The 16,557-nt window shown below is 72.4% G+C and carries 19 protein-coding genes; 12 read left to right on the plus strand and 7 right to left on the minus strand.

Annotated elements, in window-relative coordinates; genetic code table 11:
* The first annotated feature begins 25 nt into the window (after positions 1–25).
* Entirely contained in the window at positions 26–1,024 is a 999-nt protein-coding gene (locus tag C6376_RS22615) for a DMT family transporter (RefSeq protein ID WP_107445103.1), read from the plus strand.
* A 193-nt stretch (positions 1,025–1,217) separates the two neighbouring features.
* Positions 1,218–2,228: a DMT family transporter gene (locus tag C6376_RS22620; RefSeq protein ID WP_254076009.1), complete on the plus strand. Its 1,011-nt coding sequence runs from the start codon at positions 1,218–1,220 to the stop codon at positions 2,226–2,228.
* Between the two features lie 21 nt (positions 2,229–2,249).
* Here the strand turns inward: C6376_RS22620 and C6376_RS22625 are convergent, their stop codons facing one another.
* Positions 2,250–2,879, minus strand: coding sequence for an FMN-binding negative transcriptional regulator (locus C6376_RS22625; RefSeq protein ID WP_107445104.1), 630 nt, complete (start codon positions 2,877–2,879; stop codon positions 2,250–2,252).
* Positions 2,879–3,562 (minus strand): pyridoxamine 5'-phosphate oxidase family protein, encoded by a 684-nt coding sequence (locus tag C6376_RS22630; RefSeq protein WP_107445105.1) that lies wholly within the window; start codon positions 3,560–3,562, stop codon positions 2,879–2,881. Before C6376_RS22630 ends, C6376_RS22625 begins: the two co-directional genes overlap by 1 nt.
* A gap of 35 nt (positions 3,563–3,597) precedes the next feature.
* Between C6376_RS22630 and C6376_RS22635 the strand changes: the two genes are divergently transcribed.
* Positions 3,598–4,929 carry an aminotransferase class I/II-fold pyridoxal phosphate-dependent enzyme gene (locus C6376_RS22635; protein ID WP_107445106.1) on the plus strand — a complete coding sequence of 444 codons (1,332 nt, stop codon included), beginning with the start codon at positions 3,598–3,600 and terminating at the stop codon, positions 4,927–4,929.
* Between the two features lie 130 nt (positions 4,930–5,059).
* On the opposite strand, the gene C6376_RS22640 is transcribed toward C6376_RS22635, so the two are convergent.
* Positions 5,060–6,097: a DMT family transporter gene (locus tag C6376_RS22640; RefSeq protein WP_107445107.1), complete on the minus strand. Its 1,038-nt coding sequence runs from the start codon at positions 6,095–6,097 to the stop codon at positions 5,060–5,062.
* A gap of 38 nt (positions 6,098–6,135) precedes the next feature.
* On the opposite strand from C6376_RS22640, the gene C6376_RS22645 reads away from it, so the two are divergent.
* A complete protein-coding gene (locus tag C6376_RS22645) occupies positions 6,136–7,038 on the plus strand; it encodes a LysR family transcriptional regulator (RefSeq protein WP_107445108.1) in 903 nt (300 codons plus the stop codon).
* A 62-nt stretch (positions 7,039–7,100) separates the two neighbouring features.
* Here C6376_RS22645 and C6376_RS22650 read toward each other — a convergent pair whose 3' ends face one another.
* Positions 7,101–7,568 carry a pyridoxamine 5'-phosphate oxidase family protein gene (locus tag C6376_RS22650; RefSeq protein WP_107445109.1) on the minus strand — a complete coding sequence of 156 codons (468 nt, stop codon included), beginning with the start codon at positions 7,566–7,568 and terminating at the stop codon, positions 7,101–7,103.
* A gap of 135 nt (positions 7,569–7,703) precedes the next feature.
* Here C6376_RS22650 and C6376_RS22655 point away from each other — a divergent pair, with 135 nt between their 5' ends.
* Complete coding sequence (locus tag C6376_RS22655; protein WP_107445110.1) at positions 7,704–8,366, plus strand: cysteine hydrolase; 663 nt, start codon at positions 7,704–7,706, stop codon at positions 8,364–8,366.
* On the opposite strand, the gene C6376_RS22660 is transcribed toward C6376_RS22655, so the two are convergent.
* Positions 8,353–8,862: a Rieske (2Fe-2S) protein gene (locus C6376_RS22660; protein WP_107445111.1), complete on the minus strand. Its 510-nt coding sequence runs from the start codon at positions 8,860–8,862 to the stop codon at positions 8,353–8,355. The two genes, C6376_RS22655 and C6376_RS22660, sit on opposite strands and share 14 nt — an antisense overlap.
* 191 nt (positions 8,863–9,053) lie before the next feature.
* Here C6376_RS22660 and C6376_RS22665 point away from each other — a divergent pair, with 191 nt between their 5' ends.
* The 7 genes from C6376_RS22665 (at position 9,054) to C6376_RS22695 (ending at position 15,213) form a co-directional block, all read left to right on the plus strand.
* Positions 9,054–9,809: a HipA family kinase gene (locus C6376_RS22665; protein WP_107445112.1), complete on the plus strand. Its 756-nt coding sequence runs from the start codon at positions 9,054–9,056 to the stop codon at positions 9,807–9,809.
* Positions 9,806–10,222, plus strand: a complete 417-nt coding sequence (locus C6376_RS22670; RefSeq protein ID WP_107445113.1) for a DUF3037 domain-containing protein — start codon at positions 9,806–9,808, stop codon at positions 10,220–10,222. The genes C6376_RS22665 and C6376_RS22670 overlap by 4 nt, the downstream gene beginning before the upstream one ends.
* Before the next feature lie 155 nt (positions 10,223–10,377).
* Positions 10,378–11,139: a 3-oxoacyl-ACP reductase FabG gene (fabG, locus tag C6376_RS22675; RefSeq protein ID WP_107445114.1), complete on the plus strand. Its 762-nt coding sequence runs from the start codon at positions 10,378–10,380 to the stop codon at positions 11,137–11,139.
* Positions 11,140–11,170: 31 nt separating this feature from the next.
* Positions 11,171–11,932, plus strand: a complete 762-nt coding sequence (locus C6376_RS22680; protein ID WP_107445115.1) for an SDR family oxidoreductase — start codon at positions 11,171–11,173, stop codon at positions 11,930–11,932.
* 265 nt (positions 11,933–12,197) lie between these two features.
* Entirely contained in the window at positions 12,198–13,748 is a 1,551-nt protein-coding gene (locus C6376_RS22685) for an ABC transporter substrate-binding protein (protein ID WP_254076010.1), read from the plus strand.
* A 93-nt stretch (positions 13,749–13,841) separates the two neighbouring features.
* Complete coding sequence (locus C6376_RS22690; protein WP_107445117.1) at positions 13,842–14,525, plus strand: uracil-DNA glycosylase; 684 nt, start codon at positions 13,842–13,844, stop codon at positions 14,523–14,525.
* Between the two features lie 196 nt (positions 14,526–14,721).
* Entirely contained in the window at positions 14,722–15,213 is a 492-nt protein-coding gene (locus tag C6376_RS22695; RefSeq protein ID WP_107445118.1) for a hypothetical protein, read from the plus strand.
* Between the two features lie 231 nt (positions 15,214–15,444).
* Here the strand turns inward: C6376_RS22695 and C6376_RS22700 are convergent, their stop codons facing one another.
* Together C6376_RS22700 and C6376_RS22705 are read right to left on the minus strand one after the other, a co-directional pair.
* Positions 15,445–15,912 carry a hypothetical protein gene (locus tag C6376_RS22700; protein ID WP_107445119.1) on the minus strand — a complete coding sequence of 156 codons (468 nt, stop codon included), beginning with the start codon at positions 15,910–15,912 and terminating at the stop codon, positions 15,445–15,447.
* 111 nt (positions 15,913–16,023) lie between these two features.
* A complete protein-coding gene (locus tag C6376_RS22705) occupies positions 16,024–16,536 on the minus strand; it encodes a DinB family protein (RefSeq protein WP_107445120.1) in 513 nt (170 codons plus the stop codon).
* Between the last annotated feature and the right edge of the window lie 21 nt (positions 16,537–16,557).

The raw sequence follows: 16,557 nt of genomic DNA on the forward strand, positions 1-16,557 counted from the left end.
TGTCGTCCCCTGTCATCATGGGTCGGTGCGTACCTCTGTGAGCAGTCGGGGCAACCGCGGAAAGGGCATCGGGCTCGGTCTGGCGGTCGCGTCCGCCATCGCCTTCGGAGGGTCCGGGGTGGCGGCCAAGCCGTTGATCGAGGCGGGCCTCGACCCGCTGCACGTGGTGTGGCTGCGGGTGACCGGCGCGGCCCTCGTCATGCTGCCCCTGGCCGTACGTCACCGGGCCCTGCCGCGCGGCCGGCCCGCGCTGCTCGCCGGGTTCGGACTGCTCGCCGTGGCCGGCGTGCAGGCGTTCTACTTCGCCGCGATATCGCGCATCCCCGTCGGCGTCGCGCTGCTCGTGGAGTACCTCGCGCCCGCCCTGGTCCTCGGCTGGGTGCGGTTCGTGCAGCGGCGGCCGGTGACGCGTGCCGCGGCGCTCGGCGTGGTCCTCGCGGTGGGCGGGCTGGCCTGCGTCGTCGAGGTCTGGTCGGGTCTGGGCTTCGACGCCGTCGGACTGTTGCTCGCCCTCGCGGCAGCCTGCTGCCAGGTCGGCTACTTCGTCCTGTCCGACCACGGCGGCGACTCGGGCGACGACGCTCCCGACCCGCTGGGCGTCATCGCCCACGGGCTCCTCGTCGGCAGCGTCGTGCTCACCGTCGTCACCAGGCCGTGGGGCATGGACTGGTCCGTGCTCGGCCAGAGCGCCGGCATGAACGGCGTCGAGGTCCCCGCCTGGCTGCTGCTCGGCTGGACCGTGCTCATCGCGACCGTCGTCGCGTACGTCACCGGCGTGGTCTCGGTGCGCCGGCTCTCCCCGCAGGTCGCCGGGGTCGTGGCCTGTCTCGAGGCGGTCATCGCCACCGTGCTGGCGTGGGTGCTGCTCGGCGAGCACCTCTCGGCGCCGCAGATCGCCGGCGGGGCGGTGGTGCTGCTCGGGGCGTTCGTCGCGCAGTCGTCCGCGCCCGCCAAGGGCTCCGCGGAGCCGGTGGCCGCCGGCGGCCCGGAAAGGGAGTTGTCCGCCCGGGGGACGGCGACCTAGGCTTTCGATCATGCCTCTCGACGCACGCGTTCTGCCGCCTCCGGCCCGCTGAGGCGGGCCCTCCGGTGAACCACGTCCGGCACGCGCTGCCGGACAGAACGGTGCTGCCCGCAGACGAAGTCCGAGGTCCGCTGCCCTGCGGCGACCCCTTCCCCGAACTTCTGTGCGGAGAGAACGCGTGTCCTGTTCGAGTGTGTCGTCCTCTGTGTCCTCCTCCGGCGACTCCGCCGCCGTTTCCCTGCCCCTCGCACGGGCTCTGCTCTATCTGGTCGTCGCGGGCGCGGCCTGGGGTACGGCCGGCGCCGCCGCGTCCCTGATCTACCGGATCAGCGACCTGGGCCCCGTCGCCCTGTCGTTCTGGCGCTGCGCCGCCGGACTGGCCCTGCTGCTGGCCGCCCGCCCGCTGCTGCGGCGGCGCGCCCGGTCCGCCCCGGCACCCGCGACGACCACGGCGTCCCCGGCCCTCGGCGAGCAGGCGCCGGCGCCCGAGGCGCTGCGCCGCAAGGCCCGGCGGACGGCGATCACGGGGTTCGGCCTCGCGGTCTTCCAGACGGCGTACTTCGCGGCCGTCTCCGCCACCGGACTCGCCGTCGCCACCGTCGTCACCCTCGGCGCGGGGCCTGTCCTCATCGCGCTCGGCGCCCGCCTGACGCTGGGGGAGCGGCTCGGGCGCGGCGGAGCGCTCGCCGTCATGGGGGCGCTCGCCGGGCTGGGGGTGCTGTTCGCGGGCGGCGGCGGTTCGACCGTGGACCCGCGGGGCGTCCTGCTCGCGCTGATGTCCGCGGCCGGGTACAGCGCGATGACCCTGCTCACCCGCCGGTGGGGGCGGGACGGTGGCGCGGACGCCTCCGCCGGCGCCGTGGGGGCGTTCGCGGTCACCGCCGTGTGCCTGTCGCCGTTCGCCGTGGCCGAAGGGCTGATGCCGCACAGCGCCGACCCCGTGGGGGTGCTCGTCCTGCTGGCGTACATCGCCGCGGTGCCCACGGCGCTCGCCTACGCCCTCTACTTCGCGGGCGCGGCCGTCGTGCGCTCCGCCACGGTCTCCGTGATCATGCTGCTCGAGCCGGTGAGCGCGGCGGCGCTGGCCGTCGTCCTCCTCGGCGAACCCCTCACGGTCACCACGCTCGCCGGGACCCTGCTGATGCTGGCCTCGGTCACCGGCCTCGCCCTGGCAGAAGCGCGGGGCGTTCCCGCGCGGGGCTGAGACGCCGGCGGGACCGCGGTGTCACCCCCGGCGACGCAGCAGGTGTGCCCGGGCCGCGGCGTCGCCGGGGGCGTCGCGGGTGGTCAGCGCGACGGCGATGCGTTCCTGGGTCTCGGGCGGGCGGTGCGCCGCGTACTTGAACTTGGCCCGCACATCGGTGACATGGAGCCGGATGCCGCGGATGCCCCGGAGCAGGCGGCCGAACGGGGCCTCGCCTGCGGTGGGTCGGGCGGACCCGCCCTCGGGCTGGAAGTGCGCCATCTGACGGGCCAGCAGGTCCGCCTTCGCGGCGGGATCGTCCACGATGTGCGCCGTGCACCGCAGTTGGACCGCCGCGTAGAAGCTCGTCGGGGTTCCGTGCTCGGCGGGGGCGCCCGGCGGGGCCTGCCACGGGCCGGGGACGAACACGTAGTCGTCCACCACGCTCAGGGTCACCGCCGGGTTCGCCTCCAGGGCGGGCCACAGCGGGTTGGGCCGGGCGAGGTGGGTGACGGCGTCGCCCTCGGCCGGGTCGTAGGCGAAGTGCAGGGGCTGGACGAAGGGGGGCTCGCCGGGCGGGCCGTTGACGGCGAGCTGCCCGAAGTCGTGTTCGGACAGCCACTCCTGCCACTCGGCGTCGTCGTGGGGCGCGTCCCAGGGGTGGACGAGCATCACAGGGTCGCGAGGTAGTCGGGGAACGCGGTGCCGGGCACCAGGTCGGCCTCCGGGAGGGGTGCGTCGTAGCCCTTGCGCAGCGGCAGCACGCCGGCCCAGTGGGGGAGGGCGAGGTCCTCCGGCTCGTCGTTCACCCCGCCGGTGCGGGTCTTGGCCGAGACCTCGTTCAGGTCCAGCCGGATCACCGCGGTCGCGGCCAGTTCCTTCCGGTTGGCGGGGCGGGAGTCGGCGGCCCGGCCCGGCACGACGTGGTCCACGAGGGCGTCGAGTGCGGCCAGCTTCTCCGCCGGGTCCGTCACGTCGTGGGCCACGCCGTGCACCACGACCGAGCGGTAGTTGATCGAGTGGTGGAAGGCGGAGCGCGCCAGGACCAGCCCGTCGACGTGCGTCACCGTCAGGCACACCGGCAGTCCCGGGTCGGCCTGTCCCGTCATCCGCAGGGGACGCGAACCCGTCGAACCGTGCACATAGAGCGTCTCGCCGACCCGGCCGTACAGGGTCGGCAGCACCACGGGCGCGCCGTCGCGGACGAACCCGAGATGGCAGACGTATCCCTCGTCGAGTATCGCGTGCACCAGGCCCCTGTCGTAGGAGGCCTTCTGCGCGGACCTGGTGGGGACCGTGCGGTCGGTCGGGGTGTACGCGGCGGCCCGTGTCGTCGTCTCCGGGGTCCCCTGCATGGCGTTCTCCATTGCACTAGTGCATAATGATGTTTGTGCTAGGAGAGTATCGGATCACAGGCCGGCGCGCAGCCGAGATTTCCGCGAGCGTCGAAGCGGCGGTGAGCTCCGGTGAGCTCCGGCCGGGACAACTGCTGCCTCCGATGAGGGAGTTGGCGTCAGAGCTCGGAGTGAACCCGAACACCGTCGCGGCCGCCTACCGCACCCTGAGGGAGCGCGGGGTGATCGAGACGGACGGCCGCCGGGGGAGCCGGGTGCGGTCGAAGCCCGCCACCACCGGCCGCGAGTTCATCCGGGTGGAGGTGCCGGCGGGGGTGCGGGACGCGGCGGCGGGCAATCCCGACACGGCACTGCTTCCGCCGCTGGCACCGGCGTTCGCCTGGGCCGCCGCGCAGGGCGACCGGGAGCCCGTCCTGTACGGACATGCGCCGGTCGAACCCGAGCTGGCCCGGCTGGCCCGCGCCGACCTCGACGCCGACGGCGTGCCGCCCGGTCCGGTGGCCGTGGCCTCCGGTTCGCTGGACGCGATCGAACGCGTCCTGGCCGCGCACCTCCGGCCGGGCGACACCGTGGCCGTCGAGGATCCCGGCTGGGGCTCCCTCCTCGACCTCGTGCCGGCGCTCGGGCTGCGCGCGGTCCCGGTCGGTCTCGACGACGACGGTCCGCTGCCCGACGACGTGCGCCGCGCCCTCGAGTCCGGGGCGCGCGCCCTCGTCGTCACCGACCGGGCGCAGAACCCGACCGGCGCGGCGATCGGCGCCGCACGTGCGCGTGCGCTGCGCGCCGTGCTGCGGGACCACCCGGAGACCCTGTTGGTCGAGGACGACCACGGTCACCGGATCGTCGACCTCCCCCTGCACCCCCTGGCGGGCGTCACCCGCCACTGGGCCTTCGTACGCTCGGCCGCCAAGGCCTACGGTCCGGACCTGCGGTTCGCCGTCCTCACCGGGGACGACGTCACCCTGGACCGGGTGCGCGGACGGCAGCGGCTCGGTCCCGGCTGGGTCAGCCGGATCACCCAGCGGGCGGTACTGCGCCTGTGGGCCGACGGCGCGGTGGACGCGCGCGCGGTGGCCCGGGCGTACGGCGCCCGACGCGACGCGCTGATCGCCGCGCTGGCCGCGCGGGGCGTCGAGGCGCACGGGCGCAGCGGGATGAACGTGTGGGTCCCCGTGCCGGACGAGACGGGGGCGGTCACCCGCTTGCTGCACGCCGGCTGGGCGGTCGCACCGGGGGCACGCTTCCGGATCGGCTCCCCGCCCGGAATCCGCATCACGGTGTCGACGCTGGACGCCGGGGAGATGGAGCCCCTGGCCGATCTCGTCGCCGCGGCGGCCGGCCCCTCCCCGACGCGGAACTACGTCTAGCGATCAGGTCGCAAAGCACCCCCCGGCGGCCTGACAGCCCGAATGCCCGCATCCGAATGCCCGACGGTTCGACCGTCACGCGTCGCCGGGCCGTCACGCTCCGTCCGGTCGCCAGGCTTCGCCCGGCCCGTTACGACCCGGGCCGTCGCGCCTGGGTCAGTGCCGCGCCTGCCAGGACGACCGCCGCGCCCACCGGCGTCGACCAGCTCAGGGTCTCGCCCAGCAGTGCGACGCCCGCCGCCGTGGCGATGACCGGGATGAAGTAGGTGACCATCTGGGCCGTCGTCGGGCCGACCTCCGTCACCAGGCCGTACTGGATGAGGAGGGCCAGACCGGTGCCGAGCGCGCCCAGGGCCGCGATCGCGAGCAGCGGGACGAGCGGGAAGCGGCTCGGGAGATCGGTGAACAGCGGGGTGACCACGGCCAGTTGCAGGGTGGCGAGGAACAGCTGGGCGCCGGTCATCGACAGGGCGGAGGAACCCGTGTGCGCCAGGGTGCGGCGGAGGTAGATCCAGCCGACCGGGTAGCTCAGCGAGGCCAGCAGCGCGAGGGTCGTGCCGCGGGCGTCGAGTCCGTCGAATCCCTGCCAGGCGCCGAGGACGGTGAGGACGCCCAGGAATCCGAGGCCGAGGCCCGCGACGCGCAGCCGGGTCGGCCGGTCCTCCGACAGCGCGACCAGCGAGAGCGCCATGCCCCACAGCGGCGACGTGGCGTTGCAGATGCCGGCCAGGGTGGAGGGGATGGTCAGCTCCGCGAACGCGAAGAGGGAGAAGGGCACGGCGTTGAGGAGGAGCGCGGCCACCGTCAGATGCGCCCAGGTGCGGGCCCCGCGGGGGAGCCGCTCCCGCTTCACCGCCATCGCCACCGCCAGCACCGCCGTGCCGAACGCCAGCCTGCCGAGGGTGACCTGGAACGGCGCGTAGCCCCCGGTACCCACCTTGATCAGCAGGAAGCTGAAGCCCCAGATCAGCGACAGTGCGCCGAAGCGCAGACGCCAGTCGAGGGAGCGGCGGGCAGGGGCGGGGCCCTCGGCGGACAGCCCGGGATGGGGCGAGGTCACCGCGGGGGCCGGTGGCGGGGTGGTGCGGACAGGGGGTGGCGTCGGGGTCGATGCGGTGGGTGCGGTGGTCATGGCCTCCACGATCGTCGACACCATCTCGTAGCACAATCGAGATTTTTCCAGCAGTACCTCGTAGCATTGCTTATATGTTGAACCTGGAGCGCCTGCGGACCCTCGACGCCCTCGCCCGGCACGGCTCGGTCAGCGGCGCCGCGACGGGCCTGCACATCACCACCTCGGCCGTCTCCCAGCAGCTGGCAAAGCTCGAGCGGGAGGTCGGCCAGCAGCTCCTCGCCAAGCACGGCCGGGGTGTGCGGCTGACGGACGCGGGACGCCTGCTCGCCGATCACGCGTCCCGGATCCTGTCCCAGGTGGAGCTCGCCCAGTCCGATCTGGAGGCCCAACGCGGCCAGGTGGCGGGGGAGTTGCGGCTGTCCGCGTTCCCGACCGCGGCCCGTGGGCTCTTTCCCGTCGCGCTCGCCGAGCTGCGCAAGGCGCACCCCGCCCTGCGGGTGCGCTCGAGCGAACTGGAGCCGGAGCGGGGCGTCGCGGGCGTGGTGCGCGGCGACCTCGACCTCGCCGTCGTCCTGGACTGGTACAACAAGCCGATGCCGGTGCCGGACGGACTGGTCAAGGCGCCCATCCTCGACGACCCCGCGGACGTCGCGATGCCGGCCGATCACCCTCTCGCCGGCCGGGACGAGGTGGACCTCGGGGAGTTCGCCGAGGACGAGTGGATCACCTGGGGCGAGGGTGAGTTCTGCCACGAATGGCTGATGTTCACCCTGCGCTCGCGAGGCGTCGAGCCGATCGTCGGCCACCGGGCGGCCGAGACGCACACCCAACTCGGGCTGGTGGCCGCCGGACTGGGGGTGTGCATCGCCCCCGTGCTCGGCCGCCGGCCCGTCCCCGAGGGCGTCGTGACGGTCCCGTTGCGGCAGCGGGTGCGCCGGCATGTGTACGTGGTCTGGCGGGCGGACGCGGACCGCCGCCCGTCGATCAGAGCGGCGGTCCGGGCACTCAAGTCCGCCGGGGAGGCCGTCCGCTGAGAGCCGCCGGACGCCGGGCCGTGGCCCGACGCCGGGGGCCGGCGGAGAGGGGCTGACGCGGCCTACGCGCCGCCCAGTTTGCGGAAGTCCCAGGAGACGATCTTCTCCGGCCTCAGCCGCACCCAGGCGTGCCGGCCGTCGTGCGGCATCGCGTCCAGGCCGAAGTTCTTGCGCGCGAACAGCGTCTCCACCGCGTCGAGTTCGGCGCACAGCTCCCCGGTGCGCGGGATCTCGCCCACGAACTCCACGATGCCGGACAGCTCCACGCCGCGCAGTGCGTCGTACTCCTCACCCGTGTCGATCACGATGGCCACCCGGGGGTCACGGCGCAGGTCCGCCCAGCGCTTGCTGCGTACGACCGAGTACAGCCACAGCGCGGTGCCGTCCCAGAGGAACCACAGGGCGCTGACGTGGGGCGCGCCGTCGACGGACACGGTCGCGACCCGGCAGGTGCGCTGGACGGTGAGGAACGCGTCCAGCTCGCCCGGCGACATCATGATCTTTCGGCCCCGGCGCTGTGTGACGGTCATCCGGCCCCCTCATTCTGCTCTTGTGCCTACCTGTGCTGCCTTTTCTGAAACTCCGTCAGAAAAGGATCGGTCTTCTTCCTTCTCCACGCAATGGCGGTTACCGTCGCCCGCCCCACACCGACGTCAGGGGAGCCCATGCCGTCGCACGAAGAGCTCAGTGACCTCCTCGACCCCGCGAGCACCGTGCTGATCACGGTGGAGTGCCAGCGAGGTGTCGTCGGACCGGCCGCCGCCCTGCCCCAACTCGCCCGTGCGGCAAGGGAGTCGGGGGCCCTCGCCAATATCGCCCGACTCGTGGCGGCGGCCCGGGCGAGCGGTGTCCAGGTCGTGCACGCCGTCGCCGAGCGCCGCCCCGACGGACGGGGCGCCAGCCGCAACGCACGGCTGTTCCGCGCGGCCGAACGCCTCCCGGTCCAGCAGCTCACCGGAACCGACGCGACCCGCCTCGCACCCGAGATCGAAGCCGCCGAACAGGACCTCGTCGTACGGCGGCTGCACGGGCTCTCGCCCGTCCAGGGCACCGACGTCGACGCACTGCTGCGCAACCTGGGCTGCCGCACCCTGGTCGTCACCGGAGTCTCCGCCAACGTCGCGATCCCGAACACCGTGTTCGACGCCGTGAACCGCGGCTACACGGCCGTCGTGCCGTCGGACGCCATCGCGGGAGTGCCCGCCGACTACACCCCCGCGATGATCCGTCACACGCTCGCCCTGGTCGCCACGGTCGCGACCACGGCCGAGGTGCTGGCCTGCCTCCGGCGGACTCCCGGGGCGGGGCCGGGACTCAGGCCAGGCTGATCGAGTCGCCGCTGACGCTGATCGGCACCTCGGGCAGCGGCTTCTGCGCGGGACCGCTCTTCACGCTGCCGTCGGTGATCGAGAAGTTGCTGTTGTGGCAAGGGCAGTTGATGACGCCGTCGGAGATGGACTTCACCGCGCAGCCCGCGTGGGTGCACACGGCGGAGAACGCCTTGTACGTGCCCGCCGCCGGCTGGGTGACGACCACCTTCTCGGACGCGAAGACCTTCCCGCCGCCCTCGGGTATGTCGGCGGTCTTCGCGAGCGCGGCGCCGGCCCCGGCGTTGTCCCCGCCGCCCGTGCCGCCGGTGCTCGCGGCCGCGCTGCTGCCGGTGGAACCGGTGGAACCCGACGCGCCGGACGGCGACGTGCTCGACGAGTCGTCGTCGGAGCCTCCGCACGCGGTCAGCGCGACGGAGAGCCCCGCGGCTCCCGCGGCTGCCACGACGGCACGGCGGGCAGGCCCCGACGCGGACTTGATCGATGCGCTGGTCATGCTGGGGGGTCCCTTCCAGAGGGGTGCGTGGATCTGCCGAAAGGTACGAGTGACGGACGCCCCGTGTTCAGCGCCCCCGTCAAGTCCGGACAGTGTCGAGATATTGACCCGTTCGACATGAGTACGGCGTAAGCCGAAGCTGTCGTCCAGCTGTCGGCCGCACGGCATGCCAGGCCCGGTAACCTGGGGCGATGCTCAAGGAAGTCACCGCGACCCGCTACATCACGCCCCTGCGGGAGGGCGGCTCCTTGCCGGGACTCGTCGAGGCCGACGACCTCGGTCTGTACGTCATGAAGTTCACCGGCGCCGGCCAGGGCCGCAAGACGCTGGTCGCCGAGGTCGTCTGCGGCGAGCTGGCCCGCCGCCTGGGCCTGCGGGCCCCCCGCCTCGTGACCGTCGAGCTCGACGTGCTGCTGGGGCTCGGCGAACCCGACCAGCAGGTGCAGGAGTTGCTGAAGTCCAGCGGTGGGACCAACCTCGGCATGGACTTCCTCTCCGGAGCCCTCGGCTTCGACCCCCTCGCCTTCGCGGTGAACGCCGAGGAAGCCGGCCGCATCGTCTGGTTCGACGCGCTCGTCAACAACGTCGACCGGTCGTGGCGCAACCCCAACCTCCTGATGCACCGCGGCGACCTGTGGCTCGTCGACCACGGCGCCACCATGATCTGGCAGCACAACTGGCCCACCGCCGAGACCTCCGTCGCCCGTCCCTACGACGCCTCCGACCACGTCCTGGCCCCCTTCGGGCCGGACGTCCGGGCCGCGGCGGCAGAGCTCGCGCCGCTGGTCACCGCCGACCTCCTCGCCGAGGTCACCGCGGAGATCCCGGAGGTCTGGCTGACGGACGAGCCGGGCTTCGACACCGCGGACGCGCTCCGGCGCGCCTACGCGGCGCCCCTCCTCGCGCGCGCCGCCGACGTCCACGAACGCATCGAGGGGATCAAGTGACCGACCGCCACATCATCCGGCCCGGCCAGGGCGGCGACCGGGACGTCTTCGAGTACGCGCTGCTGCGGGTCGTGCCGCGCGTCGAGCGCGGCGAGTGCATCAACGCGGGCGTGCTGGTGTACTGCCGCGGCCGCGGCTACGTGGGCGCCCGCACCCATCTGGACGAGGCCAGGCTGCTGGCCCTGGACCCCGGCGCGGACGTGCCCGGGGTGCGGGCCGCCCTGCGGGCCGTCGAGGGCGTCTGCGCGGGCGGCGCGTCGGCCGGGCAGGCGGCCGGCGACGACGCCGGACGGCGCTTTCGCTGGCTGATCGCGCCACGCTCGACGATCGTCCAGCCGGGCCCCGTGCACACCGGGCTCACGGCCGATCCGGACGCCGAGACGGAGCGGCTACTGGAACTGCTGGTGAGGTAATGGATCACACCGGCGTCGTGTGGCGTTGACACCGGGTGCCAGGGCTTCTAGCGTCACGTCTGCCGAAGGTACTAAGCGGTCGCTCACCAGTAGGGCGCATCCGGCGCCCGGCACCGGGGCGCATCAGGCTTTCTCAAGGGCGAGGAGAACCAGCAATGTCCACCACTGAGCAGCGGGTCGCTGTGGTCACGGGCGCGGCGCGCGGCATCGGAGCCGCCACCGCCGTACGGCTGGCCGCCGAGGGCCGCGCGGTCGCCGTCGTCGATCTGGACGAGGCCGCCTGCAAGGACACCGTGGAGAAGATCACCGCGGCGGGCGGCAGGGCCGTCGCGATCGGCGCCGACGTCTCCGACGAGGCCCAGGTCGAGGCGGCGATCGCGCGCGTCGTCGACGAGCTCGGCGCGCCGACGATCCTCGTCAACAACGCGGGCGTGCTCCGCGACAACCTGCTGTTCAAGATGAGCGCCGCCGACTGGGACACCGTTCTGAACGTGCACTTGCGCGGCTCGTTCCTGATGACGAAGGCCGTCCAGAAGCACATGGTCGACGCTGGCTTCGGCCGTGTCGTCAACCTGTCGTCCTCCTCTGCGCTCGGCAACCGGGGCCAGGCCAACTACTCCGCTGCCAAGGCCGGTCTGCAGGGCTTCACCAAGACCCTCGCCATCGAGCTGGGCAAGTTCGGCATCACCGCCAACGCCGTCGCGCCCGGCTTCATCGCCACCGACATGACCGCGGCGACCGCCGCCCGCGTCGGCATGGGCTTCGAGGAGTTCAAGGCCGCGGCCGCCACCCAGATCCCGGTCGCGCGCGTCGGCGAGCCCGACGACATCGCCAACGCGATCGCCTTCTTCACGAACGAGGCCGCGGGCTTCGTCTCCGGCCAGGTGCTGTACGTCGCCGGCGGACCGCTCGACTAACACCCACTAGGGACACCTGGGGATCACCGACATGACTGAACTGCCCGCACTCTCCGGCAAGGTCGCCCTCGTCACCGGCGCCAGCCGCGGCATCGGCTACGGCGTCGCCGAGGCGTTCGTCGCCCGCGGCGACCGCGTCTGCATCACCGGCCGGGGTGAGGACGCCCTCAAGGAGGCCGTCGAGCAGCTCGGCGCCGACCGGGTCATCGCCGTCGCCGGCAAGGCGCACGACGAGGAGCACCAGGCGGCCGCCGTCGAGCGCACCATGGCCGCCTTCGGCCGGATCGACTTCCTGGTCAACAACGCCGGCACGAACCCGGTGTTCGGGCCGATCGCCGACCTCGACCTGAACGTGGCCCGCAAGGTCTTCGAGACCAACGTGGTCTCCGCGCTCGGCTTCGCCCAGCGGACCTGGCACGCCTGGCAGAAGGACAACGGCGGCGCGATCGTGAACATCGCCTCCGTCGCCGGGCTCTCGGCCTCGCCCTTCATCGGCGCCTACGGCATCAGCAAGGCCGCGATGATCAACCTGACCCAGCAGCTGGCGCACGAGTACGCGCCCCGCGTGCGGGTCAACGCGATCGCCCCGGCCGTGGTGAAGACCAAGTTCGCCCAGGCCCTGTACGAGGGCCGCGAGGAGGAGGCGGCCGCCGCCTACCCGCTGGCCCGCCTGGGGGTGCCCTCCGACATCGGCGGCACCGCCGCGTTCCTCACCTCCGAGCAGTCGGACTGGATCACCGGCCAGACGCTCGTCGTCGACGGGGGCATCTTCCTCAACGCCGGCGTGGGCTGAGACCGGCGCGGCCGAACCCGCCCGGGCCGGGCGGGAGCTCTTCCACGGGCGCCGTTTCCCTGACGGAAACGGCGCCCGTGTCGTCGTATTCACGGACATATGGATCGCCGACACCGGGATGACAACGTCGTCACACCGAGAGTGATCAAGAACGCCCGACGGGCGCGGGTTCACGTCGCCCGGCGCTGCGGTATGGTCTGCCAACCCTTGGCATGGCAGATCGAGGAGCGTGCGCGTGTTCAACCGGAACCGATCCGTGCAGCAAATGGCGGCAATCGTGTCCATATCCCTGGTGGCCGGGTGCAGCCTCCTGGGGGAGGAGAGCTCCGACGATGCCGGACCGATCGTCGTGGGCACCACCAGCGCGCCCAGCACGCTGGACCCCGCCGCGGCCTGGGACGGCTCCTGGGAGCTGTTCCGCAACGTCTACCAGACGCTGCTGAGCTATCCCACGGGTGCGACGACGCCCCAGCCGGACGCCGCCGAGTGCGTCTTCACGGACAGCACGAACCGCACCTACAAGTGCGTCCTGCGCGAGGGCCTCACGTTCTCCAACGGCGACAAGCTCGACGCGAAAGCCGTCAAGTACTCGATCGACCGGATCAGGGCGATCAACGCGCGCACCGGACCCAGCGGGCTCCTCGGCACCCTGGAGAGCGTCCAGGCGAACGGCGAGCGCGAGGTGGTCTTCCGGCTCAACAAGGCCGACGCCACGTTCCCCTTCGTGCTCGCCACCCCCGGCATGTCGATCGTCGACCCCGACGACTACCCCGCGAAGTCCCTGCGCAAGGACGACGGCATCGTCGGCTCCGGGCCGTACCGGCTGCAGTCCTACGAAGAGGGCAAGCAGGCCGTACTGGTGCGCAACGACAACTACAAGGGCTTCGCCGAGCGCAAGAACAACGCGGTGACCATCCGCTACTTCCAGGACTCCGGCAAGATGGTCAAGGCCCTGCGCGCCAGGGACATCGACATCACCTACCAGGGCCTCGCCGCCGACGACATCATCGACCTCGGGGGCAAGGGCGACGTCAACGAGGGCCTGCAGCTCATCGAGGCCGCAGGCAGCAACATCAACTACCTGGTGTTCAACCCCAAGGACCCGTGGTCCAACAAGCTGGCCGTGCGCCGCGCGATCGCCCAGGTCGTCGACCGGGCCGCGATCGCCCACAAGGTCTACAAGGACACCGTCGACCCGCTGTACTCCATGGTCCCGGCCGGTCTCGCCGGCCACACCACCGGATTCTTCGACTCCTTCGGCGACCCCGACGCCAAGAAGGCGCGCCAGATCCTCAAGGACGCGGGGATCAACGAGACCGTCCCGCTGACCTTCTGGTACACCTCCGACCGCTACGGCTCCGACACCGCCCTGGAGTTCAAGGAGCTCAAGAGCCAGCTGGAGGCCTCCGGCCTGTTCTCGGTCACGCTGAAGAACCGCCCCTGGAACAGCTACGTGCAGGGCTACGAGAAGGGCGAGTACCCGGTGTTCGGGCGAGGCTGGGCCCCGGACTTCCCCGACGCCGACAACTTCATCGCCCCCTTCGTCGGCGACCAGAACGCGCTCGGCACGCCCTACCCGGCGAAGGAGATCACCCAGGTCCTGCTGCCCCGCTCCCGCGAGGTGAGCGACCGCGCCAACGTGGCGAAGGACTTCGAGGAGGCCCAGCAGATCCTCGTCAGGGACGCCCGGCTGCTGCCGCTGTGGCAGGGCAAGCAGTACATCGCCTCGTCCGAGGACGTCTCCGGCGGCGAGCGGGCCCTCGACCCGTCGACGATCATGATGGTGTGGGAACTTTCGCGGAAGACCAGCTGGTAGTCCCCGCCGTCGGGACGGTCCCCGTCCCGTTGTCAGTGGTCGCCTGTAGGTTCTGTGCTCTGAGGAAGTGACCGCACAACGAAGGACGTTGACGTGACCGACATCGCCATGCTGCCCGAGTCCTGGCGCGGGGTTCTGGGCGACGAACTGCAGCAGCCCTACTTCAAGGAGCTGATGGAGTTCGTCGAGGAGGAGCGGGCGAACGGCCCGGTCTACCCGCCGCGCGAGGAGGTGTTCGCCGCGCTCGAGGCGACGGCGTACGACAGCGTGAAGGTGCTCGTCCTCGGCCAGGACCCCTACCACGGAGAGGGCCAGGGGCACGGCCTGTGCTTCTCGGTGCGTCCCGGGGTGAAGACCCCGCCGTCCCTGCGGAACATCTACAAGGAGATGCAGCAGGAGCTCGGAACGCCGATCCCGGACAACGGGTATCTGATGCCGTGGGCGCGGCAGGGCGTCCTGCTGCTCAACGCGGTCCTCACGGTCCGTTCCGGTGAGGCGAACTCGCACAAGGGCAAGGGCTGGGAGAAGTTCACCGACGCGGTGATCCGCGCCGTGGCCGACCGGCCCGACCCGGCTGTCTTCGTCCTGTGGGGCAACTACGCACAGAAGAAGCTCCCGCTCATCGACGAGACGCGGCACATCGTCGTCAAGGGCGCGCACCCCTCGCCCCTCTCGGCGAAGAAGTTCTTCGGCTCCAGCCCGTTCACCCAGATCAACGAGGCGGTGGCGCGACAGGGCCACGAGCCCATCGACTGGACTATCCCGGACCTGGCCTGACCGCCCGGCCTCGGCCCTGCCTGACCGCCCGGCCTCGGCCCTGCCCGACCGCCGGGCCAGGCCTGGCCCGGCGGTCGGCCCGCCCGGGTCTGATGGCCCCGCAGGGCCCGACCCTCCGCGGACCGGCCCGGTGCCGCCTGACCCGGTTTGCCGCATCCTGCGGCTAGCGTCGTCGCAACGACGCAAGGAGGCCGAGGTGGCGGAGCGACAGGGGCAGACGGTGCCGGACGCCCTGCTGACGCGGATCGGACAGGTCGTGATGCTGCACCACGGGGGAGACCGCGAGGAGGCCCGCAGCCGGCTGCTCGTCCTGTGGTCGGAGCTCGGCGAGGGCGGCGATCCGCTGCACCGCTGCACCCTCGCCCACTACCTGGCCGACACCCACGACGACCCTTCGGACGAACTCGCGTGGGATCTGCGGGCGCTCACGGCGGCGGAGGAGCACGCGGGCTCGGCCGAGGCCCGCGCGCTGTACCCGTCGCTGCATCTCAATCTCGCGGCGGACTACGTCAAGCTCGGTCGCGCCGAGGCCGCCCGCACCCATGTCCGCAGGGCGCGCAGAGCGGCCGTGGCCCTGGCGGACGACAGCTACGGGGACGGCGTGCGGGCGGCGATCAGCAGGATGGAGCTGAGGCTGGGGGAGGCGCGGGACGACCGGGACCCGGGCGACCGGGACGGGAGCGGATGAGGGGGAGCGGGGCCGACGGGCGGTGCGGGGCGCGAGTGAGAGGCGACGAGCGGGCAGGGGCTCGCGGCGTTGCGTTCGCACGCCGAGTTCAACCGGACAGCCCTTCCCGACTCAGCCCTGGGCCCGTCCTCCCGGACTCGCAGGCCCTGGGACCGCCTTCCTGACCCGCAGGGCCTGGACCGGGCCCATCTCGGTCGCCGCCCGTCACCGCCCCTCGACGCCCGTCCCGAGTCAGCGCCGGTAGGTCTGCCCGCAGATCACCGCCTCGGGACTGCCTTCCCGCCAGCCGCCGTATTTCTCGCCGAGTGCGCAGACGTCGGTGCTGCGGCGCACCTCGGCCGCCACGTCCGGGATCTCCACGCGCGGCCGTGCGCGCCGCCGATGCTCCGGCCGGTCGGGCCGCGTGTGCGGGTGGGCACGGGAGCCGTGCTCCGGTCCGCCCGCAGACGTCCGCGGTCGCTCGGCCGACGGGACGGTCGGCTCCGGTTCGCGGGGCTGCCCGGCCATCTCCAGCGCCTCACGGGCCGGCGCCTGCACGACCTGAGTCCCGGCCCGGCCGTCCGGCCCCGGCAGGGGTGGCCGGGACGGGGTCGCGGCCGGTCCCGGCGCGGTCGGATGCTGGACGGTCACGCATCCGGACAGCGCCGAGAATGCCATGGCGGCCAGAAGCGTCGCGGTGGTCGTCGTCGATCGGGGCACCTGCGTAACTCTGGTGGTTCCGGCCGCCCGGGCGACAGCGGACGGGCGCAGGTTGCCCCGCACGGGTGATCCCGGGCCTCGTACGAGGGAGCCGGTCCGCCCGTGCTGACGTCATTCCCCCGTGGCGCCGTCGACGCGCTCCCGGAGCAGGTCGGCGTGGCCGTTGTGCCGGGCGTACTCCTCGATCATGTGCGTGTAGATCCACCGCAGACTGAACGGCTCGTCGGTGGACCTGCTCTTGCCGCGGGAGAGCTCGTCGAGGGCGAAGCCGGCCGCGTTCTGCCGCGCCACCTCGATCTCCGCCTGCCAGACGGTGTGGGCGTGGTCCCAGGTGTCCTGCTCGGTGAGGTGGAACTCGCCGTCGGGATCGTCCTCGCTGAAGTAGATCGGGCCGGGGTCCTCGCCCACCAGGACCGCGCGGAACCAGCCGCGCTCCACCTCGGCCATGTGCCGCACCAGACCCATGAGGGACAGCTCGGACGGCGGCACCGAGGCGGTGCGCAACTGCGCGTCGCTGAGGCCCTCGCATTTCCACGCCAGCGTCTGCCGGTGGTAGTCGAGCCAGCCTTCCAGCATGGTGCGTTCGTCGGCGTTCTGGGCTGGTTCGGTGCGCTGCGTCGTCATCCTCGTATGTTCGTCCACGTC

Origin of the sequence: Streptomyces sp. P3 (assembly GCF_003032475.1) — a bacterium.
Classification (GTDB): Bacteria; Actinomycetota; Actinomycetes; order Streptomycetales; family Streptomycetaceae; genus Streptomyces.